Annotated in this window: 24 protein-coding genes; 14 read left to right on the top strand and 10 right to left on the bottom strand. The window is 57.8% G+C overall.

What is annotated here, in order from left to right:
* Positions 1 to 24: 24 nt before the first annotated feature.
* The gene (locus tag AC2FHW_RS14405) at positions 25 to 738 is read right to left on the bottom strand and encodes a uroporphyrinogen-III synthase (protein WP_271950668.1); all 714 of its coding nucleotides are present in this window, start codon (positions 736 to 738) and stop codon (positions 25 to 27) included.
* A 97-nt stretch (positions 739 to 835) separates the two neighbouring features.
* On the opposite strand from AC2FHW_RS14405, the gene tsaD reads away from it, so the two are divergent.
* The 4 genes from tsaD to AC2FHW_RS14425 are packed head-to-tail and all read left to right on the top strand — an operon-like array spanning position 836 to position 3,585.
* Positions 836 to 1,933, top strand: a complete 1,098-nt coding sequence (gene tsaD, locus AC2FHW_RS14410; protein ID WP_271950666.1) for a tRNA (adenosine(37)-N6)-threonylcarbamoyltransferase complex transferase subunit TsaD — start codon at positions 836 to 838, stop codon at positions 1,931 to 1,933.
* Positions 1,930 to 2,892: an NAD(P)H-dependent glycerol-3-phosphate dehydrogenase gene (locus AC2FHW_RS14415; protein WP_142637486.1), complete on the top strand. Its 963-nt coding sequence runs from the start codon at positions 1,930 to 1,932 to the stop codon at positions 2,890 to 2,892. Before tsaD ends, AC2FHW_RS14415 begins: the two co-directional genes overlap by 4 nt.
* 1 nt (position 2,893) lies before the next feature.
* A complete protein-coding gene (locus tag AC2FHW_RS14420; RefSeq protein WP_142637484.1) occupies positions 2,894 to 3,163 on the top strand; it encodes a YciI family protein in 270 nt (89 codons plus the stop codon).
* Entirely contained in the window at positions 3,163 to 3,585 is a 423-nt protein-coding gene (locus tag AC2FHW_RS14425; RefSeq protein WP_496822115.1) for an EVE domain-containing protein, read from the top strand. The genes AC2FHW_RS14420 and AC2FHW_RS14425 overlap by 1 nt, the downstream gene beginning before the upstream one ends.
* 204 nt (positions 3,586 to 3,789) lie before the next feature.
* Here the strand turns inward: AC2FHW_RS14425 and AC2FHW_RS14430 are convergent, their stop codons facing one another.
* From AC2FHW_RS14430 to AC2FHW_RS14445, 4 genes are all read right to left on the bottom strand, one after another.
* Positions 3,790 to 4,131 (bottom strand): DUF2853 family protein, encoded by a 342-nt coding sequence (locus tag AC2FHW_RS14430; protein ID WP_271950663.1) that lies wholly within the window; start codon positions 4,129 to 4,131, stop codon positions 3,790 to 3,792.
* Between the two features lie 271 nt (positions 4,132 to 4,402).
* On the bottom strand, positions 4,403 to 5,152 hold the full coding sequence (locus AC2FHW_RS14435; protein ID WP_496678629.1) for an extensin-like domain-containing protein: 750 nt from the start codon (positions 5,150 to 5,152) through the stop codon (positions 4,403 to 4,405).
* Between the two features lie 13 nt (positions 5,153 to 5,165).
* Positions 5,166 to 6,554, bottom strand: a complete 1,389-nt coding sequence (gene ahcY / locus AC2FHW_RS14440; RefSeq protein WP_271950718.1) for an adenosylhomocysteinase — start codon at positions 6,552 to 6,554, stop codon at positions 5,166 to 5,168.
* 101 nt (positions 6,555 to 6,655) lie between these two features.
* Positions 6,656 to 6,973, bottom strand: a complete 318-nt coding sequence (locus AC2FHW_RS14445) for a hypothetical protein (protein ID WP_142637476.1) — start codon at positions 6,971 to 6,973, stop codon at positions 6,656 to 6,658.
* A gap of 204 nt (positions 6,974 to 7,177) precedes the next feature.
* On the opposite strand from AC2FHW_RS14445, the gene AC2FHW_RS14450 reads away from it, so the two are divergent.
* Entirely contained in the window at positions 7,178 to 7,777 is a 600-nt protein-coding gene (locus AC2FHW_RS14450) for an HD domain-containing protein (RefSeq protein WP_271950659.1), read from the top strand.
* A gap of 6 nt (positions 7,778 to 7,783) precedes the next feature.
* Here the strand turns inward: AC2FHW_RS14450 and AC2FHW_RS14455 are convergent, their stop codons facing one another.
* From AC2FHW_RS14455 to AC2FHW_RS14465, 3 genes are all read right to left on the bottom strand, one after another.
* A complete protein-coding gene (locus AC2FHW_RS14455) occupies positions 7,784 to 8,860 on the bottom strand; it encodes a CapA family protein (RefSeq protein WP_496729298.1) in 1,077 nt (358 codons plus the stop codon).
* Between the two features lie 357 nt (positions 8,861 to 9,217).
* A complete protein-coding gene (locus AC2FHW_RS14460; RefSeq protein ID WP_142637470.1) occupies positions 9,218 to 9,772 on the bottom strand; it encodes an ActR/PrrA/RegA family redox response regulator transcription factor in 555 nt (184 codons plus the stop codon).
* An 86-nt stretch (positions 9,773 to 9,858) separates the two neighbouring features.
* Positions 9,859 to 10,479, bottom strand: a complete 621-nt coding sequence (locus AC2FHW_RS14465; RefSeq protein WP_142637468.1) for an SCO family protein — start codon at positions 10,477 to 10,479, stop codon at positions 9,859 to 9,861.
* Positions 10,480 to 10,571: 92 nt separating this feature from the next.
* Between AC2FHW_RS14465 and regB the strand changes: the two genes are divergently transcribed.
* The 8 genes from regB to trxA all read left to right on the top strand — a co-directional run bounded on the left by regB (position 10,572) and on the right by trxA (position 22,391).
* Positions 10,572 to 11,966, top strand: coding sequence for a sensor histidine kinase RegB (gene regB / locus AC2FHW_RS14470; protein WP_142637465.1), 1,395 nt, complete (start codon positions 10,572 to 10,574; stop codon positions 11,964 to 11,966).
* A 63-nt stretch (positions 11,967 to 12,029) separates the two neighbouring features.
* Positions 12,030 to 13,535, top strand: a complete 1,506-nt coding sequence (locus AC2FHW_RS14475; RefSeq protein ID WP_496822117.1) for a PAS-domain containing protein — start codon at positions 12,030 to 12,032, stop codon at positions 13,533 to 13,535.
* Positions 13,536 to 13,576: 41 nt separating this feature from the next.
* A complete protein-coding gene (tsaE, locus tag AC2FHW_RS14480) occupies positions 13,577 to 14,050 on the top strand; it encodes a tRNA (adenosine(37)-N6)-threonylcarbamoyltransferase complex ATPase subunit type 1 TsaE (protein WP_282022140.1) in 474 nt (157 codons plus the stop codon).
* Entirely contained in the window at positions 14,047 to 15,051 is a 1,005-nt protein-coding gene (locus AC2FHW_RS14485) for an aminoglycoside phosphotransferase family protein (protein WP_496822119.1), read from the top strand. The genes tsaE and AC2FHW_RS14485 overlap by 4 nt, the downstream gene beginning before the upstream one ends.
* Positions 15,048 to 15,734, top strand: coding sequence for a nucleotidyltransferase family protein (locus AC2FHW_RS14490; RefSeq protein WP_271950645.1), 687 nt, complete (start codon positions 15,048 to 15,050; stop codon positions 15,732 to 15,734). Before AC2FHW_RS14485 ends, AC2FHW_RS14490 begins: the two co-directional genes overlap by 4 nt.
* The gene (addB, locus tag AC2FHW_RS14495) at positions 15,727 to 18,654 is read left to right on the top strand and encodes a double-strand break repair protein AddB (RefSeq protein WP_496729337.1); all 2,928 of its coding nucleotides are present in this window, start codon (positions 15,727 to 15,729) and stop codon (positions 18,652 to 18,654) included. Before AC2FHW_RS14490 ends, addB begins: the two co-directional genes overlap by 8 nt.
* On the top strand, positions 18,651 to 22,010 hold the full coding sequence (addA, locus tag AC2FHW_RS14500) for a double-strand break repair helicase AddA (protein ID WP_496822120.1): 3,360 nt from the start codon (positions 18,651 to 18,653) through the stop codon (positions 22,008 to 22,010). Before addB ends, addA begins: the two co-directional genes overlap by 4 nt.
* A gap of 60 nt (positions 22,011 to 22,070) precedes the next feature.
* Entirely contained in the window at positions 22,071 to 22,391 is a 321-nt protein-coding gene (gene trxA / locus AC2FHW_RS14505; protein WP_271950641.1) for a thioredoxin, read from the top strand.
* 166 nt (positions 22,392 to 22,557) lie between these two features.
* Here the strand turns inward: trxA and AC2FHW_RS14510 are convergent, their stop codons facing one another.
* Positions 22,558 to 22,752 (bottom strand): DUF1127 domain-containing protein, encoded by a 195-nt coding sequence (locus AC2FHW_RS14510; protein WP_142637449.1) that lies wholly within the window; start codon positions 22,750 to 22,752, stop codon positions 22,558 to 22,560.
* A gap of 198 nt (positions 22,753 to 22,950) precedes the next feature.
* On the opposite strand from AC2FHW_RS14510, the gene hslV reads away from it, so the two are divergent.
* Complete coding sequence (gene hslV, locus AC2FHW_RS14515) at positions 22,951 to 23,502, top strand: ATP-dependent protease subunit HslV (RefSeq protein ID WP_271950638.1); 552 nt, start codon at positions 22,951 to 22,953, stop codon at positions 23,500 to 23,502.
* Positions 23,503 to 23,516: 14 nt separating this feature from the next.
* Here the strand turns inward: hslV and AC2FHW_RS14520 are convergent, their stop codons facing one another.
* Positions 23,517 to 24,758 carry an MFS transporter gene (locus tag AC2FHW_RS14520; RefSeq protein ID WP_496822121.1) on the bottom strand — a complete coding sequence of 414 codons (1,242 nt, stop codon included), beginning with the start codon at positions 24,756 to 24,758 and terminating at the stop codon, positions 23,517 to 23,519.
* Positions 24,759 to 24,887 lie beyond the last annotated feature (129 nt).

A 24,887-nucleotide genomic window follows, 5' to 3' on the forward strand; every position in this document is an offset into this window, starting at 1 on the left:
ACCTGAACAACTAACCAGACTAAGTTAATCTGTGGCCTCGCCGCCCTCAACCCGCATCGCATGTTTCACAAGCTTTTTAACGGCTTTCCGCATTTTCTTCGGTGTCGGCTCTTTGGCAATCTTCAGGCGGACATAATCCAAGGAATAAAGGGGTTCAGCCGTGGCCTCGCTGATTGCAGCCAGCCAAAGTGGTGCCGAACCCACCCAGATGTCGGCAAATTGTCGCGCTGTTCTGGGTGAAAATATGGGGGCAATCACCGGTTCATTGCCCTCAGCAACGGCGCCTGCCCGATCTGTGAGCGGTAACAAGTGCTGTTTATAGACAGGTTGTTCACGCACAGCCAGACCGGATTCGGTCAACCGTTCAGCAATGTTACCCCGGCTGTGCTCCCCCCGAAGATGAAGCAGCGGGCTTTGGGGCCGGTGCTTTAGCAGGTTTGCAATCAGCTCTTCGGCGGTAGCACCCACCATCCGGGCATCCCAGCCAGCGCCTTTGGCCGTTCCGGTGGTAACAGGACCCACACAAAAGGCCGGCATCTTTCGAGATACATCTAAAGACGTCGCCGCATTAACGGCGTTGGCCGAAGTAAAGATCAGCCCCTTTGCTTCATCCGCATGCACTTGCACCGCCAAAGGTTTGATTTCCAGAATCGGCGAATGGATAACCTCTACCCGGCTTCTGATGCGGGTTGGCAACTGCGCGACGAACCTTTCAGACGCAGCGCGCGGGCGGGTCATCAACAAATACAACAGTTGGCGCCTTCGGCCTTGGGATTGTTTGCATCCGCGCAGGGTGATACCCCGCTTGGCAACCAAGGTGTAACGGATCAGGCCAATGGTGCAAACACTTACTGTCCTCGGGTTGGAAAGCAGCTGTGATGACACGGCCGCCGCAGTCGTGCGCCAATCCGATGATACAGCCGCCGAGGTGCTGTCCTCGGTTGTCTATGGCCAGACCGAATTGCACAGCGCATTTGGTGGCGTGGTCCCTGAAATTGCCGCCCGCGCGCATGCGGAAAAGCTGGATATCTGTGTGATTCAGGCGTTAGAGGCCGCGGGTCTGGGCCTTGCCGACATGGACGCTATTGCCGTAACCGCCGGTCCCGGCCTGATTGGGGGGGTTATGTCGGGCGTCATGTGCGCCAAAGGGATCAGTGCCGCCACGGGCCTGCCATTGATCGGAGTCAACCATCTGGCCGGTCACGCGCTGACGCCACGCCTGACGGACGGGATCGCGTTTCCCTACCTGATGCTGCTGGTCTCGGGCGGGCACTGCCAATATCTGATTGCCCATGGGCCCGAGCAGTTCACCCGTCTCGGCGGCACCATCGACGATGCCCCGGGAGAGGCCTTTGACAAGACAGCCCGCCTGCTGGGCCTACCGCAACCCGGTGGCCCCTCGGTCGAGGTCGAAGCCCGCACGGGCGATCCCAAGCGGTTCCGGTTTCCGCGGCCACTGCTGGACCGTCCGGGCTGCGATTTGTCCTTTTCCGGGCTCAAGACCGCGCTGATGCGAATGCGCGACCAGATCGTGGCTGAAAAAGGTGGCCTGACGCGACAGGACCGCGCCGATCTTTGCGCCGGGTTCCAACAGGCCATCGTGGACACTTTGGCCGAGAAAACCCGCCGCGCAATCGACCTTTACCTATTGGAAGGCCCTGCGGAGGCGGTTGTGTCTGTTGCGGGCGGCGTTGCGGCAAATACGGCCATTCGTACCGTGTTAGAGTCTATCTGCGTCGAAAAAGGTGCCCGATTTACCGCCCCTCCGTTAGCCCTGTGCACCGACAATGCCGCCATGATCGCCTATGCCGGAATTGAACGTTTCCGCACTGGTGCCCGCGATGATCTGACCCTGACCGCGCGTCCGCGTTGGCCTCTGGATGAAACCAGCCCGGCCATGTTGGGCAGCGGCAAAAAAGGAGCCAAAGCATGAGCGTGTCGGTTCTGGGGTCCGGAGCGTTTGGAACAGCTCTGGCGATTTCGCTGGCCGGGAAAGGCCCCGTCACGCTATGGGCTCGGGATCCGGAACAGGCCCAGATGATGCAGAACCATCGCGTAAACAGCGCGCGCCTGCCGAATGCACCTTTGCCCAAGGCGATTACGGTTACTTCGGACGCTGATCTGGCGGCAGAAAGCGAAATCATCCTCCTGTCCGTGCCGATGCAGAAATTGCGGAGCGCGTTGTGTGCGCATTCCGCTACCCTCAGAGATAAAACGCTGGTCGCCTGCTGCAAAGGGATAGAGCTGACCTCGGGCCTTGGGCCGGTTTCCGTTATCCGTGAAACCGTCCCAGAGGCGCGCGCTGCGCTGTTGACCGGGCCAAGCTTTGCGAACGACATCGCGCGCGGCCTTCCCACCGCATTGACCCTCGCTTGTGCGGATGATGCGATTGGCCGTGACCTGCAGCATGAATTGAGCACCACAAATCTGCGCCTCTATCGCACCGCGGATACTATCGGCGCCGAACTTGGTGGGGCCTTGAAAAACGTCATGGCCATCGGGTGCGGGGCCTGCATTGGCGAAGGCATGGGCGAAAGCGCCCGTGCCGCCCTTATGACGCGGGGCTTTGCCGAGATGCAGCGCTTTGCGCTGATGCGCGGGGCCCGCCCTGAAACATTGATGGGCCTGTCGGGTATGGGTGATCTGGTACTGACCTGCTGTTCCGAACTGTCCCGGAACTATCGATTTGGCCTGTCGCTTGGGCGCCAGGATGCTTTTGACACAAACACAACCGTCGAAGGTGTTGCCACGGCCAAGGCTTTGGCCAAAATTGCCAAGGCCGAAGACCTGGACATGCCCATAAGCACAATCGTTTCAGAAATAAGCACCGGAAAATGCAGCGTTGGTGAAGCCATGCGCTGGCTGCTGAACCGACCCCTGAAGGAGGAATAACATGCTGATCGCCCTTATCGCCAAGGATAAACCCGACGCGCTGCAAACCCGGCTGGATAACCGTTCCGCCCATCTGGCCTATATCGAAGAAACCGGTGTTGTTGCCCAGGCCGGACCCCTTCTGGAAGGCGATGCGATGATCGGATCACTGATCATCCTCGAGGTCGAGGATATGACGGCGGCGCAAAACTGGGCCGACAATGATCCCTATGCCAATGCAGGACTGTTCCAGTCAGTTGATCTGATCGTCTGGAAAAAGGTGGTCGGCTGATGGCTTATTGGCTGTTCAAATCCGAACCCTCGACCTGGAGTTGGGACCAGCAAGTCGCCAAGGGCGCAGAGGGCGAAGAATGGGATGGGGTGCGCAACTATCAGGCACGCAATTTCATGCGGCAGATGGCCGTGAGCGACCGTGGTTTTTTCTATCATTCGCAAAAAGACAAGGCGATTGTCGGCATTGTTGAGGTTTGCGCCGAAGCCCATCCAGACAGCACCACCGAGGATGAGCGTTGGGAATGTGTGGATATCAAAGCCGTGCGCCCGTTCACCATCCCGGTCACGCTGAATCAGATCAAAATGGACGAACGTCTGGGCGAGATGGTTTTAGTCAAAAACTCCCGCCTGTCCGTGCAACCGGTCAGCGATGCCGAATGGCAAGTGATTTGCGATCTGGGGCAGACGAAAGCGGATTGATCAGAGGGAAGGTCCTGACAGATGCAGAACCTTCCCTACCCCGCGTGCTCCCGACTCACCACACGCGTATAGAATTTCGGTTCTGACCGTCCTGGTCACAAACTGACACTAGCCCATTTGGCAGGTTTGGCACAAACAACAAGTACCTAAAATTGGAAACGCCCGCCACAGATCGGGCGGGCGCTGATTGGTCGAAACCCGGATTTAGCTATAGACCGACTCTTTGCCGAAATGCTTGGTCAGCATATAGTAAACGACAGCACGATACTTGTTGCGCTCGGACATGCCATAGGTTTCCAGCGCTTTGTTAATCGCCTCTATCAGCTCGGGACCGTCGGAAAGCCCCAGCTTCTTGATCAGGAAGTTATTCTTGACGGTCTCAATTTCACCTGACTGAGTTGCTGCCACGGTCGACGCGTCGGCGTCATAAATCGCCGGACCACATCCGATTGTGACCTTGGTCAAGAGGTCCATGTCGGGGTCCATCCCGCATTTGTTTTTCAGATCATCTGCGTATTTGGCGATCAGTTCGTCGCGTTTTCCCATGAATATTTCTCCCGTTGAGCAGCTTTGGCTGCGATTTTCAATGCGCCTATGAACAGGTGTCGGAAGGTTATTCAGTTGTTCTGTTTACACAAAGGGAAAATTTCAGGTCATTCCCCGTAAGCGAAATTATGGCAGCACAGATAGACTCCGCGTACCACAATGCCTGATTCTGGCCTTCTGTAAGGGTCAGGTGGTTTGGATTCAGGGCGCAGCGGGAGAATGTTGAAACCAGTCCAGCGTGCCGACATGGCACCTGCTAACCAACCGGTGGTTATCTGCAATATCCCCAACCCGGTCCCTGAAGATGAAAGTGGTCCGCATGCAGCCGGTTGTAGTTTGGGCCAAGTACCACCCGAAACCATTCGCATGCACCCCGGCCAATCCGGTGTAGAAAATCTGCTTCGGGTCCGAGTGTTGTCCAGTCCGACAGCAGGCTCAGGCTTCGCCCATCTGCCAACTCGACCCCGACAATATCGATGGCATCAGCGGTGGCATGACTGCTCCAACCGCTGTCCTTTCCCTGCGCGGTGCGCATGCGACGGCAGTTATAGCTGCCCAGGTGGCGCAAGCTGCGCACCCTGCTGCCCAACATCTCGCGCGCGGCGGGTTGGACCACATGGTGTTCCCACATGGCCAATAGCAGAGCCGTGGCACAACGGGTCTCGACGCCATTGACGCTGGCCGTGGTTAAGCCCGAGAGAACCCCGCGCCCGGCTATTCCGCATTTCTCGTCGACAATCAGATCCTCGACCAGGGAAAAGCTTACCCCCGCCCCGGCCAATGCGGCCCTGCACTGCGTTTCATCGGCCAAAGCTCGTCGCATTTGCACAGGTGTGACCGGCGTGACCCGAGCCGTAATGGTCAGATCTCGCAAAGGGTTCCAGTGGTCCGGAACCGGTGATTGCGGGTGGGACAAAAGCCAGTAGCCACCCCCACCCATCAAAACCACCAAGGCGAGTGCTGAGAAAACGAAAGACGCCGCCAGATGCAATATCCGACGGCGTCCAGAAGGTTTGGTCATGCCTGACCCGCAATCAATAGCGGTAATGTTCAGGCTTATAGGGGCCTTCCGGATTCACACCGATATACGATGCCTGTTCGCTGTCCATCTGCGTCAGCTTCACGCCGATACGGTCCAGATGCAGGCGTGCAACCTTCTCGTCCAGATGTTTAGGCAGGATGTAGACCTTGTTTTCGTACTGATCGCCTTTGGTGAACAGCTCAATCTGGGCCAACACCTGATTGGTGAACGAAGCCGACATCACAAAAGACGGATGACCGGTGGCGTTGCCCAGGTTCAGCAGGCGGCCTTCGGACAGCAGGATCAGACGATTGCCCGAGGGCATCTCGATCATGTCCACCTGTTCCTTGATGTTGGTCCATTTGTGGTTCTTCAGGCTAGCCACTTGAATTTCGTTGTCAAAGTGACCAATGTTGCCGACGATGGCCATGTCCTTCATCGCGCGCATATGCTCGATGCGGATCACGTCCTTGTTGCCGGTCGTGGTGATGAAGATATCCGCGCTGTCAACTTCGTCTTCCAGCAGCGTAACCTCGAACCCGTCCATCGCGGCCTGCAGGGCGCAGATCGGATCAACTTCGGTCACTTTCACACGGGCACCGGCACCGCGCAGCGACGCGGCCGAGCCTTTGCCCACGTCACCATAGCCACAGACCACGGCAACTTTACCAGCCATCATAGTGTCGGTGGCGCGGCGGATACCGTCGACCAGCGATTCCTTACAGCCATATTTGTTGTCGAACTTCGACTTGGTGACACTGTCGTTGACGTTGATCGCTGGGAACGGCAGTTGGCCGTCTTTCACCAGCTGATACAGGCGGTTCACACCGGTCGTGGTTTCTTCGGACACGCCCTGGATCTGGTCGCGCATCTTGGTGAACCAACCCGGGGACGCGGCCATCCGCTTGGCGATCTGCTTTTTGATCACCTCTTCCTCTTCCGAGCCCGGTACGGGGATAATGTCTTCGCCCGCTTCGGCGCGGGCGCCCAGCAGGATATACAGCGTCGCATCGCCGCCATCGTCCAGGATCATGTTGGGGCCGTCGGTGAACAGGAAGGATTTGTCCAGATAATCCCAATGCTCTACCAGCGTCTGGCCCTTGATGGCGAACACCGGAATTCCGGCTTCGGCAATCGCCGCCGCTGCGTGGTCCTGGGTTGAGAAGATGTTGCACGACGCCCAACGCACATCCGCGCCCAGCGCCACAAGTGTTTCGATCAGAACGGCTGTCTGGATGGTCATGTGCAGCGACCCAACAATACGCGCGCCCTTCAGGGGCTTTGCGTTACCGTATTCCGCGCGCAGGGCCATCAGGCCCGGCATCTCGGTCTCTGCAATATCCAGTTCTTTGCGGCCAAACCCGGCCAGCGAAATGTCTTTGACGATATAGTCCCCGGCCATCAGGTGCTCCATTCCGGTATAATTCAATCCGGGTTGCCCTAGCATCCCTTTTGGGACGTGGCAACGCAGATGGCCGGAAACGGGGTTTTAAGCCGCCAAAATCAACTTGGTATGCCCTCTACCTTGATTTTGGGGATCGCTTGGAAAAAGTCGGTCCCAACGGCGACAATGCAACTGATGCCGTTCGGACGTGTCACCAAAACGGTATAGCTACCCGTTTCCTGAGAGGTCCAGACCTCCATCACCGATTGCGAGCCACGGGATTTTTGCAATCCACCAAAGGCCAATTCCTCGGAATAATTGTCCTGTAGCGTTGAAATCAGTTGATCACGCAACGCACAGCTTTGCTGGGCAAAGGCAGGCGGTGCAGTGGCGGCCATACCAAAGGCCAGAGCAATTCCTAACAAACGCTTGAACATAGCAAGCTCCTTTCGATACGAGTTACGTCCGAGAGGGGCACACCGGGAGGAGCATGCGCCCCCCTCGGTACAAATGTCGGTATCACCGCGCGCTTGTTCAAAGCACGATTGCTCAAGAAAAAGTTGGCAGCTGGTGATCTTGACAGGTACAGCTTACCACAAAAATGCGAATTTAATGTGTCCCACTTCACAAGGCATGGCAGAATGGCAACACAACCCCGCGCATGGCAAAGAATGCTGTCCGGGCGCAGGCTGGACCTGCTGGACCCAACACCGGTGGATATCGAAATTGAGGATATCGCGCATGGGCTGGCCTTTGTGGCCCGCTGGAACGGGCAGACACATGGCGATTTCGCCTATTCGGTGGCCGAGCATTCGCTGCTGGTCGAAGAGCTTTTTGGTCGTATTGCCCCCAAGGCACCGGTCAAATGGCGGCTGGCGGCCCTGTTACACGATGCGCCGGAATACGTGATCGGAGATATGATCTCTCCGGTCAAATCCGCTGTCGGTCCCGACTATGGCGCACTGGATGACCGGCTGGCTGCGGCGATCCACATCCGGTTTGGCCTGCCCGCTGCGGTGCCTAAAACGGTTAAACGGCAAATCAAAAAGGCCGACAAGATCAGCGCCTGGATGGAAGCCACCCAGATCGCGGGCTTTTCCGAGGCCGAGGCGACAAAATTCTTCGGCCGCCCGGACAGGGTTATTATGGAAGGGCTGCAGATCAAATTGCGGCCACCCGTTGAAGTAAGATGTGCCTATACGCATAGACATTCGGCATTGATGGCCGAGATTGGGCCCTGACCACTATCAGCCTTCTGATCGCGCCACCTTCTGAAAGACGTTACCGTCCATCTCATGGGCATGCCAACGCACTGGCGTCGCCTTCAGATTTGTTATTTCGGCCTTGCCCTCAGTCTTCTGTACTTCAATCTGCATAATCGTACTGCTGGCAATGTCTCTATCGGCGAAACCCCACAGCAGACTTCCTAGGGAATAGGCGATTGGCACCGTCCGATCTCCGGTCTGTGTGCGATACAGCTGTATTGGCTGAGGGACATGGGGGTGGTGGCAGACGATAAGATCAGCTCCGAATTCGGCCAAATCCTGTGCGGCCTCTTGCTGCGCTCGGCGCGGGAACAGCTCGAACTCATGACCCCAATGAATAATCCCAATAACCAGATCACAGCCAGCCGCTTTTGCGTTCGAGATCTGTGTCTTTAGAAGGGTGGTGTCCGGCGCTTGATGTTTTGAAGTCAGCTTGGCGATATTGATGCTCTGCTTTTGACCTTCAGGAAGCGCGTGGCCGTTGGTACCAAAAGCGCAGGACGCAAATCCGAACTTTATCCCTTTTCGTTCGATCGTTTTGACGGCTGTGGCTTCTGCCAAACTCTCATTCACGCCGATTTGCATGATATTTCTGTCACTTAAGACGTTCAAAGTCGTCTCAAGCCCCTCAACACCCATGTCGAGAATATGGTTGTTTGCAAGGTTCAAAACATCAATGAACCTTTCGTTATGGCTGGTCAAAGCATCGAACTGTTCTTCCGACGCACATTCGATCGGCGGGCCAGCGTCCCCGATCACTTCATCAATCAAGGGCTGTGTCGTTACAGGTGACTCGTAGTTGGCGACCAAAATATCATCCTGAAACAAAAGATCTTCAATCTCAGCATATACTTGATCTTTTGCGACACTGGCCCTGTGGGTTCTTAGAATGTCCCCGGCAAAGCTCAGAGTGACCGAATTTGATGTGTCACTGATGTCAGCGGTTGAAAGTTGTACGGCCGTTTTAGTCATAAAGCCTGACTGATCCAGCTCCGCTTCAGGCTGCTGAATGGGGTTCTTACTTTTATAGACCCAGTACAGGTTGTCCAAAATGTTCATTTCGGAAAGCTCACCCGCAGCGCCCTTTCGTGGTCGCGCCCAAAACCCAAATCTCTCTGCTGCCCAGGTGACAACAGAGACAATGGCTTTAAGGGCAGGGTTGGAAATACGGAGGCTTTCGTATGGCGTATTAGGGAGCGGCGACACTTCGATACATCTCAACTATTTGTTCGGAAAATATAATTATTGAACTTAACGACAACACAAATTGGTTAACAGACACTAAATTAAAGTCTTCAGGGGTGGCGGTCCATCAGCCGCGACAAAGCATATGTTTGATAGCCGCCTGTCGAGACTCAATTCGGTTTTCCGGCTTCATGAGTTCTGGCCTGGTATGCGCAAGCTATACTCACGATCTCATCGCGGGCTGCGCTTCGCCAAGATCCGTTGCAATGTCCGGCGGTGCATGTTCAGGCGTCGCGCGGTTTCACTGACGTTGCGATCACACAGCTCATAGACCCGCTGGATATGCTCCCAGCGCACGCGATCCGCGCTCATTGGGTTTTCCGGCGGCGGGGGCAGTTCGTCGCCCTTGGCCAGCAATGCGTTGGTGATGTCGGTGGCGTCGGCGGGCTTCGACAGATAGTCGGTGGCACCAATCTTGACTGCGGCCACAGCGGTGGCAATAGCGCCGTACCCGGTCAGAACCACAACCCGGCTGTCGGGGCGCTTTTCGCGCAGCACTTCGACCACATCCAGGCCGTTGCCATCCTCCAACCGCAGGTCAACAACCGCATATGCAGGCGGGCGGGCTGTGGAAATGGCGCGGCCAGCGGCGACAGAGCCCGCGGTTTCAACCTCGAACCCGCGTTTTTCCATGGCCTTGGCCAGACGTCTCAGAAACGGTTCGTCATCATCCACCAATAACAGCGATTTATCCGGGCCGATGTCGAGGTCAGAGCTGTCCGCCATATTCTATTCTTTCCGCTAATTCACGCCGTTGGCTTAAACATGAGTAATAGCAGCGCCATTGCAAAGGTCAAACAGACCGTTGCGTTCTAGATCTTGTCCAGAAAGCAGCCCACCTTGTCAGCCATCTGCTCGGCTGTGTCATTGCGATCGAAAAATTCGATAAACCCGTCCTGGGGTGTGACCAGATAAGTAAAGGTCGAGTGATCAACCAGATAGTACTCATCACTTTTGTCATGGGCCTTATAATAGGTCTTATAGGCCTTGCTGGCGGCCTTGACCTGCTCGGGCGTGCCGGTCAGGGCGATGGTCTTACCACCAAGGTTAAAGGCGTAATCGGCCATAACTTCGGGTGTATCGCGATCCGGGTCGATCGAGATAAACAGCGGCGTCACCGATTGTCCGCGTTCGGCCAGAATATCCACCGCTTCGGCATTGCGGGACATGTCAAAGGGGCAAACATCCGGACAGAAGGTATAGCCGAAGTAGACCAGCGTAGGTTCGGTTATCACCTGTTTGTCGGTCACAGTCTCGCCCTTGCCGTTGATCAGTTCGAAGGGCCCGCCAATGGTGGCCGTACCCCCTGCGATCTGGCTGGACCGACACTGCGCGAATTTGTCGTCCGAGCCTGCGCCGCGCGTCAGCAGCCACATGGCCCCCAGACCTACGGCCAAAACAACTGTTGCAAGGATAGCGTATAGACGGACCATGGCATCTTACCTGACGATAGAGGAGTTGTTGATCGTTCCGGCCGGGACACCTATCAAGATGAACAGCCGATGCAACAGGACATAATGGACCAATGGCAGATTCCAACATCACTTTTTGGCCTGGTCAGGAACGCAGCTGGATTCGCCTGCGGACGCTGATCCTGCTGCGCTGGGTGGCCATCTTTGGCCAGATCACCGCAATCACCGTGGCGCAACAGACCTATGATGTGCAGTTGGATGTGACGCTGTGCTATCTGGCCATCGGCATTTCGGTCATGGGCAACTTGACGGCTATTCTTGTCTTTCCACGCAACAAACGCCTGTCCGAGTTCGAAAACTTTCTGATGGTGTTGTTCGATTTGTTGCAGCTGACCATCCTGCTGTACCTTACCGGAGGCCTCAATAATCCGTTCGCCTTGCTGTTGGTGGGTCCTGTGACGATCTCGGCCAATGTCATGAGCACCCGTTCTACGCTGATCATCGGTACGGTGGCCATCATTCTGACCACGCTGCTAGCCGAATTTCACCTTCCCCTGCACACGGATGGCGGTGTGGATCTTGAGATCCCCGATATCCTTCTGTTCGGAAACTGGGCCGCCATCGTTATCGCGATCGTTTTCCTGGGGGCCTATTCCCACCGCGTAAGCTCTGAGGTGCAGTCGATGTCTCAGGCGCTGTCGGCCACGCATATGGCCCTCGCACGTGAACAGAAACTGACCGATCTTGGTGGAGTTGTCGCCGCCGCCGCGCACGAACTTGGAACACCTCTGGCAACAATCAAACTGACCAGTGCCGAACTGATTGAAGAGCTGGACGACCGCCCGGATCTGAAAGAAGACGCCGCCTTGATCCGCGAACAGGCCAATCGTTGCCGCGACATTCTGCGCGACATGGGGCGGGCTGGTAAAGACGACCTCCACCTGAGACAGGCCCCCCTGTCCACTGTCATCCATGAGGCCGCCGAGCCACATATCAACCGCGGCAAGCAGGTTCACTTTGCCGAAGGCCCGGTGGGGGATGGCGATGTTCAACAGCCTTCGATCCTGCGTAAACCTGAGATCATCCACGGAATGCGCAACCTCATCCAGAATGCTGTGGATTTCGCGCGCAGCAACGTCTGGGTCGAAGCGGAATGGACAGCCGAAAGGATTACGATCAACATCATGGATGACGGCCGCGGGTATCCTTCGCAAATGATTGGCCGGATCGGGGATCCGTTCATGCGCCGACGGCGGGCAGAATCGGAAAAGCGGGCCCGGCCGGAATATGAAGGTATGGGCCTGGGCCTGTTCATCGCAAAAACCCTACTGGAACGCAGCGGTGCGCATTTGGATTTCGCCAATGGCTCTGATCCATATCAGACCTTGTCGGACAATCCCGAACGTATAGGGGCCATCGTCCGGGTATCCTGGCCGCGAAAACTTGTGGATGCACAGACCGGCGACACCCCCGTTCCTTCAGGTGTAAATCAGCATATCCAAGTCTGAGTTAAGACCCCGTTAACCATTTCCGCCCATAGCTATACCCGTGAATTCACCGCGGGAGAGCACATGGTCGACTGGATCATATTGGCCGTCATCAGTGTGGTGTCTGCCAGTCTGGCGGTTCAATGGCTTTTGCCCCGTCGTCAGCAGACAAGTGACAATTTCGGCCTGTCCGAGCCGGCCTCGTTGTTCAATGTCGTGTTTCTGTTCGACGGTGACCGCCTGATCAGCCACACAGACATCGCTCTGGATGGGTTTGAGGCTGTGCGCGACTGGTCAGATCTGCGTCGGCTGCTGCAGCGGGATTTTCCGGGCTTTCCTGAAACCCCTGAACGCGTCAGGCACGAAGGGAATCTTGTCATCCCCGCCATTGATTGCTCGGTCGAGCGGGACGTTTTGTGCGAATGGATCGACGGGGTCGTGCGCGTACAGCTGCGGGAAAGCTCTGATTACCCCAGAACCGTATTGCGCGAGAATAGCGATCCGATCCGCCTGGCGATGGAACTGGCGCCCTACCCGGTCTGGCATCTGGATTATCAAAACAAGATCCGCTGGTGCAACGCCGCCTATGTCTCGCTTGTCCGCAAAGTGCGCGGTGGCGATACCGACCTGACTGCACCTCTTTTTCCCGGGCCCGAAAATGGCGCGCGTATCAGCGCCAAGACCCGTGTATTCATTTCGTCCGAAGACAGTGCAAACAAGCTTTGGTTTGACCTGACGATGGTGGACCATCCGGAAGGCAGCCTTTGCTACGCTGTGGACATCAACGCCATCGTCGCCGCCGAGACAGCACAGCGAAAATTCGTACAGACGATGACCAAAACCTTTGCACAGCTGTCCATCGGCTTGGCCATTTTTGACAGAAATCGCCAGCTTGCCCTGTTCAACCCCGCCTTGATTGACCTGACCACCCTGCCCCCGGATTTCCTGAGCTGCCGCCCCAACCTGTCCAGTTTCTTTGACCGCCTGCGCGATCAGCACATGATGCCGGAACCCAAGAACTATCGCAGCTGGCGTAATCAGATGAACGATCTGCTGGAGGCCGCAGAAGACGGAAATTACCAGGAAACATGGTCGCTGCCATCCGGCTCGGTCTATTCCGTCAGCGGCCGCCCGCACCCGGATGGTGCGGTGGCCTTTCTGTTCGAAGATATCACGGCCGAGATCACGTTGACCCGCCGCTTTCGGGCGGAAATGGATTTGATGCAATCCATCCTGGATAAGCTGGCCGACGCGGTTGCCGTTTTCGGTGATGACGGTACCTTGGCCTTCACCAATTATGCCTATCAGAAATTATGGGGTGAAGCCGATGGTGCCGGATTTGAACCCGACACGGTTCTGGACGTGACCCGCAACTGGCAGAAACATTGCACGGCCACTCCGATTTTGGGTGAAATCCGGGATTTCGTGGAAATGCGGGACAACCGGGCTGAGTGGTCAGCCAGAATCCAGATGCGTAACGGAACCGATCTGAACTGCACCATCTGCCCATTGCAAAACGGGGCCACCATCATTCGCTTTGCCACGCACAATGCGTTGCCACAGCACGAGATACAGCAAATCAGCGCCTGAACCGGGTTGCAGCCAATCCAGCGTGGGGCCATTGTGGCGCCATGACGTTACCACCCCTCAGGATCACCCTGAATTCGCCCGAAGATACGACCAAATTTGCCAGTCGGCTGGGCGCAATTCTGCATCCGGGCGACATCCTGCTGCTGCAGGGTAAGATCGGAACCGGTAAGACCCATTTCGCGCGCAGTCTGATCCAGTCACTGATGACCCGGCCCGAGGATGTGCCCTCGCCCACATTCACGCTGGTTCAGGTCTATGACACCCGTAAAGGTGAGATTTGGCACTGCGATCTATACCGGCTGAGCGCGGTGGAGGAAGTCGAAGAGCTTGGGCTGGCCGAAGCGATGGAACAAGCGATCTGCCTGATTGAGTGGCCCGAGAAACTGGGCCCGCTGACACCCGGTTCTGCCCTGGCGATGACATTTGAAACAGACCCGGACATGCTGGATATGCGCCACATCACCCTCACATGGACCGACGAAAAATGGACTCAAAAACTGGAGGTCAGCGAATGACAAACCGCGCCGTCCTTGCCGAAGCTCTGATTTCACACACGCCGTGGTCCAAGGCCCGCCGAGAGCCTTTGGCGGGGGATGCCTCGAACCGCCGGTACGAGCGCCTGACCGACCCGGTCACGGGCAAGTCCGCTGTTCTGATGGATTCGCCCCCGGGCCAGGCGGAACCGGTCGAAGCCTTCGTACGGATGGCCCGGCATTTACAATCTATCGGGCTAAGCGCCCCACAGATCTACGCCGAAGACACGCAATATGGGTTTCTTCTTCTGGAAGACCTTGGCGATGACCTGTTCGCGCGGGTTCTGGTCAAACATCCCGATATGGAGCGGGAATTATACGAGGCGGCGACAGATGTTCTGATCACGTTGCACGAGGCCCCGACCCTGTCGCTGCAATCTTACGGCCCGGCACTGATGACCGAACTGGCGGCCTTATCCTTCACCAAATACGCCCAAGGGGTTCTTGGCGAATATGACCGGGATGCGCAGGATCGGTTCGAACACCGATTTGCTGATATCCTGCATCAAGAAACATCCGGCACCAAAGTTGTTGTCCAACGGGATTACCACGCGGAAAACCTGATCTGGCTCCCTGACCGCCAAGGGGTTGAGCGGGTTGGATTGCTGGATTTTCAGACCGCCATGCTGGGCCATCCTGCCTATGATCTGGTGTCTTTGCTCCAGGATGTGCGCCGCAAAGTGACGCCGGGTACGGAAATGCGGATGGTCAGCCACTATATCTCGGCTACGGGTGTCAACGATCATGATTTCCGCAGTGCCTATGCTGTGCTGGGTGCCCAGCGAAATCTGCGGATTCTTGGTGTGTTTACACGGCTTGCGACCGAGTATGGCAAACCCCATTATGTCGATTTGATCCCCGCTGCGTGGGGCCATCTGATGCGGGATCTGGATCACCCGGCGCTGGTGAATGTTGCCGACCTGCTGCGCGTGGCTCTGCCCGCGCCGACACCCGAAAACCTGAACAGGCTCAGACAGAGATGACCCGGCCCCCCAATGCCGTCATGCTGTTCGCAGCCGGGTTCGGCACCCGCATGGGCACCCTGACCCTGAACCGCCCCAAGCCGCTGATCGAGGTAGCCGGGCGCCCGTTGATCGACCACGCGCTTGATTTGGTTGACGCGCTTGGGCCGGTTCGCAAAGTGGCCAACCTGCACTATCTGCCGGATCAGCTTGAGGCGCATTTGGCACCGAAAGGCGTACTTGTTTCACACGAACAGCCCGACATTCTGGATACTGGGGGCGGATTACGGGCAGCTTTGCCCTTATTAGGGTCTGATTCAGTGTTCACGTTGAATTCAGATGCCATTTGGTCCGGCCTGAACCCGCTGACAATGCTGCGGGCCGCCTGGAACCCCGATTTGATGGACGCATTGCTAATGTGCATCCCGACCGCGCAGGCGATTGGTCATGCCGGCGCCGGAGACTTTACTGCTGATGAAACGGGCCGGATTACCCGCGGCCCCGGATTGATCTACGGAGGCGCGCAGATCATGAAGACGGAAGGGCTGGTCGAAATTCCAGACAAGGTGTTTTCGCTGAACCTGCTTTGGGATCGGATGCAAAAGAAAGACCGGCTGTTTGCCCTAACCTATCCCGGCCGCTGGTGCGATGTTGGCCATCCGGAAGGGATCGCCCTTGCTGAAGGCCTGTTGGCGGATGTTTGACCCCTCACCCCTGCCCCGCGTCTTTGCCGTACCTCCGGGTGTGGATTTTCCAAAGACGCTGGTCCGGGGGTTGAGAAATCGCTGTGCCGCTCTTCCGCCCGAGGCTTTGGCCCGAGTGGAACTGGTTGTTAACACGCGGCGTATGGCTCGCAGGGTGCGTGAGCTGTTCGACCAGGGCCCTGCCTGTTTGTTGCCGCGCCTTTCACTGGTGACTGATCTGGGTGAAAGCGTGAATCTGGCGCAGATACCACCCGCAATCCCACCCCTGCGACGGCGGCTGGAATTGACGCAGCTGGTCTCGAAGCTGCTGGATCAACAACCGGATCTGGCGGCGCGCTCGTCTTTGTTTGACCTGTCAGACAGTCTGGCCACATTGATAGATGAGATGCAGGGCGAAGGCGTTTCACCCGAAGCGATCCGGCGGCTGGATGTCACCGACATGTCCGGGCATTGGGCCCGCGCGCAGGCGTTTATCGGGATTGCGGATCAGTTCATCGACACAGAAGACGACATCCTGGACACGCAGGCCCGGCAGCGCCGCGTGGTCGAGAACCTAATCAAACATTGGCGAGTGGATCCACCTCAGCACCCGGTCATTCTTGCCGGCTCGACGGGGTCACGGGGAACGACACTGATGCTGATGCAAGCCGTTGCCTGCCTGCCGCAAGGCGCTTTGATCCTGCCGGGTTTTGACTTTGACCAGCCCGATCAGGTCTGGGCTCAGCTGGATGCGGCGTTAACCTCTGAGGATCACCCGCAATACCGGTTCCGAAAACTCATGAACCAGCTTGGGCTGAGTCCGGATCAAATCACAGCCTGGGCCCAGGACAATCCACCCTCACCCGCCCGTAACAAACTGATATCGCTTGCGTTACGCCCTGCCCCGATCACGGATGCGTGGATGTCCGAAGGCCCGCAACTGACCGATCTGCATGGTGCAACCAAGGACCTGACCCTGGTCGAGGCGCAGTCCCCTCGGGCCGAGGCCCTGGCCATAGCACTCCGCTTGCGAGAGGCGGCTGAAACCGGCCAGACCGCCGCTCTGATCACCCCCGACCGCATGCTGACTCGTCAGGTCAGCGCTGCGCTGGACCGGTGGAACATCCTGCCCGATGACAGTGCTGGCCTGCCGCTGCAGCTGTCCCCACCCGGACGGTTCCTGCGCCATGTCGCGGCCCTGTTCGCGCGTCGATTGGACGGCGAAGCGCTGTTGACCCTGCTGAAACATCCGCTCTGTCATGACGGGGGCGAGCGTGGCTCTCATCTGTTGCACGCCCGCGATCTGGAACTGGACCTGCGCCGCCACGGGCCGCCATTTCCGGATGCCGCCAGCCTGACGGCATTTGCCATCCGCAAAGAGATGCCCGAAGGCTGGGTCCATTGGTTGGTGCAGCATTTCTGCGACCAGCAAATTGCTGATGAGTTGCCACTGGCGGATTGGGTTGATCGCCTCTGCGGGTTGGCTCAGGCCATTGCCGCCGGTCACACTGACGATTCCGGCACCCTATGGGACAAGAACGCCGGTCAAAAGGCGCTGGCGGTTGTGACCGAGCTGCGAAATGAGGCTCAGCATGGCGGCACCATGACCGCCCATGACTTTGCCGATCTGCTGGGTGCTTTGCTGGCCGGAGAAGAGGTCCGCGACCGCGACGCGCCACACCCCCGGATCATGATCTGGGGCACGCTCGAGGCCCGGGTGCAGGGCGCCGATTTGCTAATCCTTGGCGGTTTGAACGAGGGCAGTTGGCCCGAGGCGCCCGCGCCCGATCCCTGGTTGAACCGGCAGATGCGCGATAAGGCCGGGCTGTTGCTGCCAGAGCGGCGCATTGGCCTGTCGGCACATGACTTCCAGCAGGCTATCGGCGCGCCCGAGGTCTGGCTGACCCGGTCGACCCGGTCCGACGATGCCGAAACCGTTCCTTCCCGCTGGTTGAATCGGTTAACCAACCTGTTGAGTGGCCTCGCAGAACAGGGTGGCCAAACCGCCCTTGTAGAAATGCGCGGCCGAGGGCGGCAATATCTGGGGTGGTCCGAACAACTTGAATACGCTCCAGAAATCAAGGCGGCACCGCGCCCATCTCCGCGCCCTCCGGTCGGGTCGCGCCCGCGCCGCCTGAGCGTCACAGAGATCAAGCGCCTGATCCGTGATCCTTATGCGATCTACGCCAAACATGTGCTGCGGTTGAAACCACTGGACCCTTTGGTTCAGGCCCCGGATGCGCTGCTGCGCGGGATCGTGATCCACGAGATTTTGGAGCAATTCGTCAAGGACAGCGTGCTGGACACGGCCTTGCTGACACGCGAAAGCTTCCTGAAACGCGCCGAAAGCCTGCTGGTCCAGCATGTCCCATGGCCCACAGCGCGCAAATTATGGCTCGCGCGGCTGGAACGGATTGCGGATGATTTCCTGCGGGCCGAGACCACCAGGCGCAGCGATGGTGGGCCTGTGGCTTTTGAGGCCGCGATGAAACTGGCGCTCAGTCCGCTGGATTTCACCATAGTCGGGCGCGCCGACCGCATTGACCTGAACAGCCGCGGGGCGCTGCGGCTGGTCGACTATAAAACCGGTGCGCCCCCGACCGAAAGCCAGCAGGCCAAGTTTGAAAAACAGTTGCTGATCGAAGCTGCAATGGCCGAGCAGGGCGGGATCGAAGGGTTTGACCCGCTGCCTGTGGCCGAAGCAATTTTTATCGGCATGGGCGGCACCTATAAAGAGGTGCCCGCGCCTCTGACCAAAGAGCCGGTCGACAAGGTCCTGGCTGAGCTGAAACAGCTCATTTCCTCTTATTTAGAGCCTGATCAAGGCTTCACCTCGCGCCGCATGCTGCACAAGGATACCGATATCGGGGACTATGATCATCTGGCACGTTTCGGAGAGTGGGACCGAACCAGCAACAGCGCCCCCGAGTACCTGAAATGAGCGCCCGCAACGACGCAACCGAACGGCAGGTGCAGGCCGCACGACCCGATACCTCGACCTGGCTGGCGGCAAATGCGGGATCTGGCAAAACGCGGGTTCTGACCGATCGGGTGGCGCGGCTGTTGCTGGACGGGGTGCAGCCGCAACACATCCTCTGCCTGACTTACACCAAGGCTGCAGCCAGCGAGATGCAAAACCGGTTGTTCAAACGCCTCGGTGAGTGGGCCATGCTGGGGGATGCTCCGCTATTGGCGCAGTTGACCGATCTGGGCGTTCAGGGTGCGATTGACCCGGACCGTCTGGCACAGGCCCGCACATTGTTTGCCCGCGCGATCGAAACGCCCGGCGGACTGAAGATTCAGACCATCCACTCTTTCTGCGCCTCGCTGCTGCGCCGTTTCCCACTTGAGGCCGGGGTCAGCCCGCAATTCACCGAGATGGAAGATCGGGCCGCGGCCTTACTGCGCGAAGAAATCGTTGAAGATTTTGCCGAAGGCCATATGGCCAATCTGATCGGGGATGTCGCCCGTTTTGTGACCGATACGGGGTTCGAAACACTGACCGCCGCCATCACGCAAAAGCGCAATCTGTTTACGCAGACCGTCGATTGGTCGCAGGTTTTGCAGCAATTCAATCTGCCCGCCGATTTTGACGAACAGCTCTTGCTGGGTCAGGTGTTTTTGGGGGGCGAGGTCGAACTTGTCCGCAGCGTCTTGCCCGCACTGACCGAAAGCGGTGGGAATAATGCCAAGGCAGCCACCAGGCTTGCGGCCTTCACCCGCGCCGATATCAGTGCGCTGCCGGTGCTTGAAGATGTATTTCTGACCGGAAAGGCGGCCAAGGACCCGTTTACCGCCAAGATTAACGCTTTCCCGACCAAACCCCTGCGCGAAGGTGTTCTGGCGGGTCAGATGCCACAGCTAGAGGCGTTGATGTTGCGCATTGAAGCCGCGCGTGAACAGCGGCTTGCACTGGTTGCAGCCCGTAAAACGCTGGCACTTCATCGGTTCGCAATGGCCTTTCTGCCGGAATATGAGCGGCGCAAACAACTGCGCGGCTGGCTGGACTTTGACGACCTGATCTTGCGCGCCCGAAACGTACTGAACGACCCGGCGGTAGCGTCTTGGGTATTGTACCGGCTGGATGGCGGGATTGACCACATTCTTGTGGATGAGGCCCAGGATACCAGCCCGGACCAATGGGACGTCGTCGAAAAGTTGGCGCAGGAATTCACCAGTGGGGAGGGGGCCCGGTCCGGGATTGAGCGCACTATTTTCGTGGTGGGTGACAAGAAACAATCGATCTATTCCTTCCAGGGGGCCGACCCTCAGGCCTTTGACAGGATGCAGGCCGAATTTGGGCGGAAACTGGAAGAATCAGGCTCTAAACTGTGGGATTCTACGCTGGAATACTCGTTCCGCTCCTCCAGCGCCATTCTGTCTCTGGTCGATATTCTGTTCGAAAACCATGCCGAGGCCGGGTTTCACAAAGAAAGCCAGCACCGCGCCTTCAAGTCCGATCTGCCAGGGCGCGTCGACCTATGGCCGGTGGTCGAAAAAGTCAAAGACGAGGAAGATACCGAATGGACCGACCCGGTGGACCGCCCTGGAGCGCGCCACCATACCGTTGTTCTGGCCGAGCAGGTTGCACAGTCGATCAGGGATATGATCGAACAGGGGGAAACCATCCCCGAAGATGGCGAGGTACCGGGCAGTTTCGTCCGGCGAAAGGTACAGCCGGGGGATTTTCTGATCCTCGTCCAGCGCCGCTCGGACCTGTTTGCTGAGATCATCCGCGCCTGCAAGGCTGCCGAACTGCCGATTGCAGGGGCTGACCGGTTGAAGGTCGGAGCCGAGCTTGCGGTCAAGGACCTGGCGGCTCTGCTGAGCTTTTTGGCCACGCCCGAGGACAGCTTGTCGCTGGCCACGGTACTGAAATCTCCTCTGTTTGGATGGTCAGAACAGCAGCTTTTTGATCTGGCGCATCGGCGACAAGAGCAATTCCTTTGGGCAGCGCTGCGAAATCGGGCCGAGGAGTTTCCCGAGACGCTAGCCATTCTGAATGACCTACGCAGCCAAATCGACTTTCTGCGCCCATATGACCTGATCGAGCGGATTCTGACCCGTCATCACGGGAGGCGCCTGCTGCTGGGTCGGCTGGGCCCCGAGGCCGAAGACGGCATCAACGCGCTGTTGTCACAGGCGCTGGCCTATGAACGCACCGACATTCCAAGCCTGACAGGTTTTTTAGTCTGGATGCAGACGGACGATCTGGAGATCAAACGGCAGATGAGCGGTGTCGGCAACATGATCCGCGTGATGACCGTGCACGGATCGAAAGGGTTGGAAGCCCCCATCGTGATCCTGCCGGATACCGGCAGACGGCAAGCCCCGCGCGATGCCGAGATCATGGTGACGGATGCTAAGCCACTATGGAAAGTACCGGCAGACGCGTCCCCGGCGCTGATCGCGCAGGCGCGAGCCGAAGCGCGCGAACGGGAAGAGAATGAACGGTTGCGCCTGTTATACGTGGCGCTGACCCGTGCAGAGAAGTGGCTAATCGTCGGTGCGGCAGGGGATGTCGGCAAGGACGGAACCAGTTGGTATCAACTGGTGCAGGCGGCTATGGCGCGGGCAGGGGCAACAGCTCTGCCCAACAGTGAGATCCTGCGCTTGTCGCACGGAGATTGGCATGGTCCGGAATTTATCGAACACACAGGTGCCGTTCGTGCCCACAGCGAATTGCCGCCGACCTTCCTGAATTCCGCCCCCGCCATTGATGCGGCGCCGGAAACCCTCAGCCCGTCTGATCTGGGCGGGGCCAAGGCCTTGCCCGGGGACATGGGCCAGGATGAAGAGGCCGCCAAGCTGCGCGGCACCCGCCTGCACCTGCTGCTGGAGCATTTGCCGCGGGTCCTTCCTGAGAACAGGCCGCAGCTTTGCGCACGGGTTCTTCCCGATATGCGTGAGGCCGAGCGGCAAGGATTGCTGGCCGAGGCGCAAAATGTGTTGACGGCGGATCACCTGAAGGCAGTGTTCGCCCCCGATACCTTGGCCGAAGTCCCGGTAACGGCCGATCTGGGCGGGCGGCGTATCCATGGTGTCATTGACCGGCTGATCGTCACTGAAACGGACGTCCAAGTAATTGATTTTAAATCTAATATGACAGTTCCAGACAATGCAGCATCCTGCCCCGAAGGACTGCTGCGGCAGATGGGTGCCTATGCTGATTCATTGTCGCAGATCTATCCGGACCACGAAGTCAGAACCGCAATTCTGTGGACCCGAACAGCCCAGCTGATGTGGCTGCCACACGATCTGGTGAAAGCTGCGCTGACCCGTGCGCTGACGCCTTGACCTTGGCATACCCGACACCTAGTTTCAGTGACCAAGCATTCCCCATTCAGGAGACAGAATATGTCGACCGTAGCTGTTACCGACGATACTTTTGACGCCGAAGTCAAGAATTCCGACATCCCCGTAGTTGTCGATTTCTGGGCCGAATGGTGTGGCCCCTGTAAACAGATCGGACCCGCTCTGGAAGAGTTGGCGGCTGAATATGGCGACAAGGTCAAGATCGCCAAAGTCGATGTAGACAGCAACCCGAACTCTGCCGCCGCCATGGGCGTACGTGGCATCCCGGCGCTGTTCATCTTCAAGGATGGTCAGGTCGTTTCGAACCGCGCAGGCGCCGCACCGAAAGCCGCGCTGCAAAGCTGGATCGAAGAAGCGCTCTGATCCGGTTCGGGAAACAACGTTTGAAGGCGCCTCATTCGGGGCGCCTTTTTTCGTATCTGGGGCAAAGCGCTTCCGCCTGAATTGTCTGACTGGAAAAAGCTGCGCAGAAAAAGAAAAAGCCGCCCAGACCCGGGCGGCTTATCTTGAATTCACGAATTCTCGTGGATCAGAGGGTGGTGATATCCGCGCGGCACAGGCCGATATCGTCCAGCTGTTCATCACTGAGAGCCGACAGGGCATTGCGGGTTTTGCGGGATTCATTCCAATCGGCGGCTTTTTCAAAAGCGCCAAAAAACGCGTCCACTACATGCAGGATGGTAGCTGCTCCGAGCGGCGCATGGATATTTGCGGTAGTTGCCATTTGCGCATTCCTTATAAACAGAAACAGCCGACCCGTTGTCGGTTGTGAGCCTCATGTAGGATTTTCAACTGAGTCCCACAATTGCTGGTTTTACAGCCCCGATTTGCGTTTTTTGCATATCTTATAAGCAAGTTGTGAACTGTTGCGCTGCGGATGAGACCGGCCCATATAGAACAGCAGGCGAAAACGGAGGCCCCCATGGCAGACAGCGACTTTCCCGGTTGGCACGGCACAACCATTATTGGCGTCAAAAAAGGCGGGCAGGTGGTCATTGCCGGGGACGGGCAAGTCAGCTTGGGCCAGACCGTGATCAAAGGGACCGCGCGCAAGGTACGCCGCCTGTCACCCGGCGGGTTCGAGGTTGTCGCAGGCTTCGCCGGATCAACCGCCGATGCCTTTACCCTGCTGGAACGTCTGGAAACCAAGCTTGAGGCCACACCCGGCCAACTGGCCCGCGCCTCGGTCGAGCTGGCCAAGGACTGGCGCACCGACAAATACCTGCAAAAGCTTGAGGCGATGCTGATCGTCACTGATGGCAAGGATCTGCTGGTGATTACCGGGGCAGGGGATGTGCTGGAGCCGGAACACAACGTGGCTGCCATCGGATCGGGTGGCAATTTTGCCCTGGCAGCGGCGCGCGCGATGATGGATGGCGACAGACCGGCGGAACAAGTCGCCCGCGAAGCCATGGCCATCGCCGCCGATATCTGCGTCTATACCAATGGCAATCTCACGGTTGAGACGATCTAAGACGCAGAACTGTCTCAGGCCAACAGCTCTCGGATCTCTTTGCCTTTCCACCGCTTATGCATCCCGACCAGCCCCAACAGGGCGGTCAGGATCACGATGTAGTAGGGCAGGCGGATGTCGATACTCATCAACCCGCCGCCGATCAGGGACATGACGCCCCCGGCCAAACAGAAGACAGCCGTGGTCACCCCCATGACCCAGCCTTGATCGGTGTCGCTGACACTGGAGGAAAACAGGCCCAGCAGTGTCGGGTATGAGACGCCAAAGAAGAAATAGAAGAAAAAGACCGGGACATAGCTCAGCACACCGCTGGGGCTGAAGGCGAAACCTAGGCCGCTGATCACCATCACAACCAGTGAGACATAGATGATCTGGTGTTTGCTGAACCGTTCTTGCGCAGGTTTGACCAGGAAGGTGCTGGAAAAGGCCAGCGCAACCCCAATGACGACCATGGCCATGCTGCCGCCGATGACCCCGTATCCAAATGCGCTGGTCAGGAAGTTGTCGACAAACACATAGAAGGTCACATTGGCGATCATGAACAGGCCATAGACCGGCATGATTTTCAGAACCATCGGATGTTCGCGCACCGCTATCAGGCTGTCGGTGATATCGCGGGGGCGAAAGACAAAGGGCTCACGCTCGGTCCGGGTATCCTTGAAATACGCGGCGACAAGGAAAATGGCGATCAACACCAGAACAAAGGCGCCGTAGAATGGCGTTTTCAGCGTCGCCGCGCTGCCCAGCAGGGCCGAGTCCGACAGGACCGCGCCAATAATGGGACCGCCAACCAGGCCAAAGCTGACACCTGTCACGATATAGCCCATGTTGCGGTCGCGGTCAGCGGCATCGGTGCTGCCGTCAATCATTGCCGCCTGCGCGATAGGCTGGTTGCCAGCTGTGAACCCGGTGATCGACCGGCCGACAATCAACAGCAAAAGGCTGTTGAGATACAGCGCAGTGATGGTCAGCGCATAACCTATCAATGCCCCTCCCAGACACACTAGCAGCGCGTTCTTGCGACCAATGGAATCTGAAACCTTAGAGACATAGACCACGCCCAGAAACCAGGACAGAAAGAAACAGCCAATCACCAAGCCGTAGTAGAAATGCCGGGTGCCCATGGCCGTGTTTTCAGGCAGGAACCCCGATTTCGTCTCCATGATCAGTGAGTTGATGATCGGAAAGACCAACCCTTGCCCGATCAGGTCGACAAACACGACAAACAGCAGGGTGATCTTGGCAATCTTGGTCATTTCCGCGCTCCGGGCTCTCAACGCTTTGAAATCACTGTAACAGAGGCCGGGCGCTTTACCTATGGAAAGCATTTGCAAACCGGGTGGGGCATTGCTAACCAACGCTGCCGCTGTTGTTTTCGCCGTTGC

This window comes from Ruegeria sp. YTSA108 (genome assembly GCF_059610185.1).

Bases quoted from the DNA above. Each gene is read 5' to 3' on its own strand.
- AC2FHW_RS14460 (WP_142637470.1), bottom strand. From the start codon at position 9,772: ATGGCGGACAGCTCTGACCTCGACATCGGCCCGGATAAATCGCTGTTA.
- AC2FHW_RS14465 (WP_142637468.1), bottom strand. From the start codon at position 10,479: ATGGTCCGTCTATACGCTATCCTTGCAACAGTTGTTTTGGCCGTAGGT.
- addA (WP_496822120.1), top strand. From the start codon at position 18,651: ATGAGCGCCCGCAACGACGCAACCGAACGGCAGGTGCAGGCCGCACGA.
- hslV (WP_271950638.1), top strand. From the start codon at position 22,951: ATGGCAGACAGCGACTTTCCCGGTTGGCACGGCACAACCATTATTGGC.
- AC2FHW_RS14445 (WP_142637476.1), bottom strand. From the start codon at position 6,973: ATGTTCAAGCGTTTGTTAGGAATTGCTCTGGCCTTTGGTATGGCCGCC.
- AC2FHW_RS14420 (WP_142637484.1), top strand. From the start codon at position 2,894: ATGCTGATCGCCCTTATCGCCAAGGATAAACCCGACGCGCTGCAAACC.
- AC2FHW_RS14475 (WP_496822117.1), top strand. From the start codon at position 12,030: ATGGTCGACTGGATCATATTGGCCGTCATCAGTGTGGTGTCTGCCAGT.
- tsaD (WP_271950666.1), top strand. From the start codon at position 836: ATGGTGCAAACACTTACTGTCCTCGGGTTGGAAAGCAGCTGTGATGAC.
- AC2FHW_RS14405 (WP_271950668.1), bottom strand. From the start codon at position 738: ATGACCCGCCCGCGCGCTGCGTCTGAAAGGTTCGTCGCGCAGTTGCCA.
- AC2FHW_RS14425 (WP_496822115.1), top strand. From the start codon at position 3,163: ATGGCTTATTGGCTGTTCAAATCCGAACCCTCGACCTGGAGTTGGGAC.
- AC2FHW_RS14490 (WP_271950645.1), top strand. From the start codon at position 15,048: ATGACCCGGCCCCCCAATGCCGTCATGCTGTTCGCAGCCGGGTTCGGC.
- AC2FHW_RS14510 (WP_142637449.1), bottom strand. From the start codon at position 22,752: ATGGCAACTACCGCAAATATCCATGCGCCGCTCGGAGCAGCTACCATC.
- AC2FHW_RS14415 (WP_142637486.1), top strand. From the start codon at position 1,930: ATGAGCGTGTCGGTTCTGGGGTCCGGAGCGTTTGGAACAGCTCTGGCG.
- tsaE (WP_282022140.1), top strand. From the start codon at position 13,577: ATGACGTTACCACCCCTCAGGATCACCCTGAATTCGCCCGAAGATACG.
- addB (WP_496729337.1), top strand. From the start codon at position 15,727: ATGTTTGACCCCTCACCCCTGCCCCGCGTCTTTGCCGTACCTCCGGGT.
- AC2FHW_RS14435 (WP_496678629.1), bottom strand. From the start codon at position 5,152: ATGACCAAACCTTCTGGACGCCGTCGGATATTGCATCTGGCGGCGTCT.
- regB (WP_142637465.1), top strand. From the start codon at position 10,572: ATGGCAGATTCCAACATCACTTTTTGGCCTGGTCAGGAACGCAGCTGG.
- trxA (WP_271950641.1), top strand. From the start codon at position 22,071: ATGTCGACCGTAGCTGTTACCGACGATACTTTTGACGCCGAAGTCAAG.
- AC2FHW_RS14485 (WP_496822119.1), top strand. From the start codon at position 14,047: ATGACAAACCGCGCCGTCCTTGCCGAAGCTCTGATTTCACACACGCCG.
- ahcY (WP_271950718.1), bottom strand. From the start codon at position 6,554: ATGGCCGGGGACTATATCGTCAAAGACATTTCGCTGGCCGGGTTTGGC.
- AC2FHW_RS14520 (WP_496822121.1), bottom strand. From the start codon at position 24,758: ATGACCAAGATTGCCAAGATCACCCTGCTGTTTGTCGTGTTTGTCGAC.
- AC2FHW_RS14430 (WP_271950663.1), bottom strand. From the start codon at position 4,131: ATGGGAAAACGCGACGAACTGATCGCCAAATACGCAGATGATCTGAAA.
- AC2FHW_RS14450 (WP_271950659.1), top strand. From the start codon at position 7,178: ATGGCAACACAACCCCGCGCATGGCAAAGAATGCTGTCCGGGCGCAGG.
- AC2FHW_RS14455 (WP_496729298.1), bottom strand. From the start codon at position 8,860: ATGAACATTTTGGACAACCTGTACTGGGTCTATAAAAGTAAGAACCCC.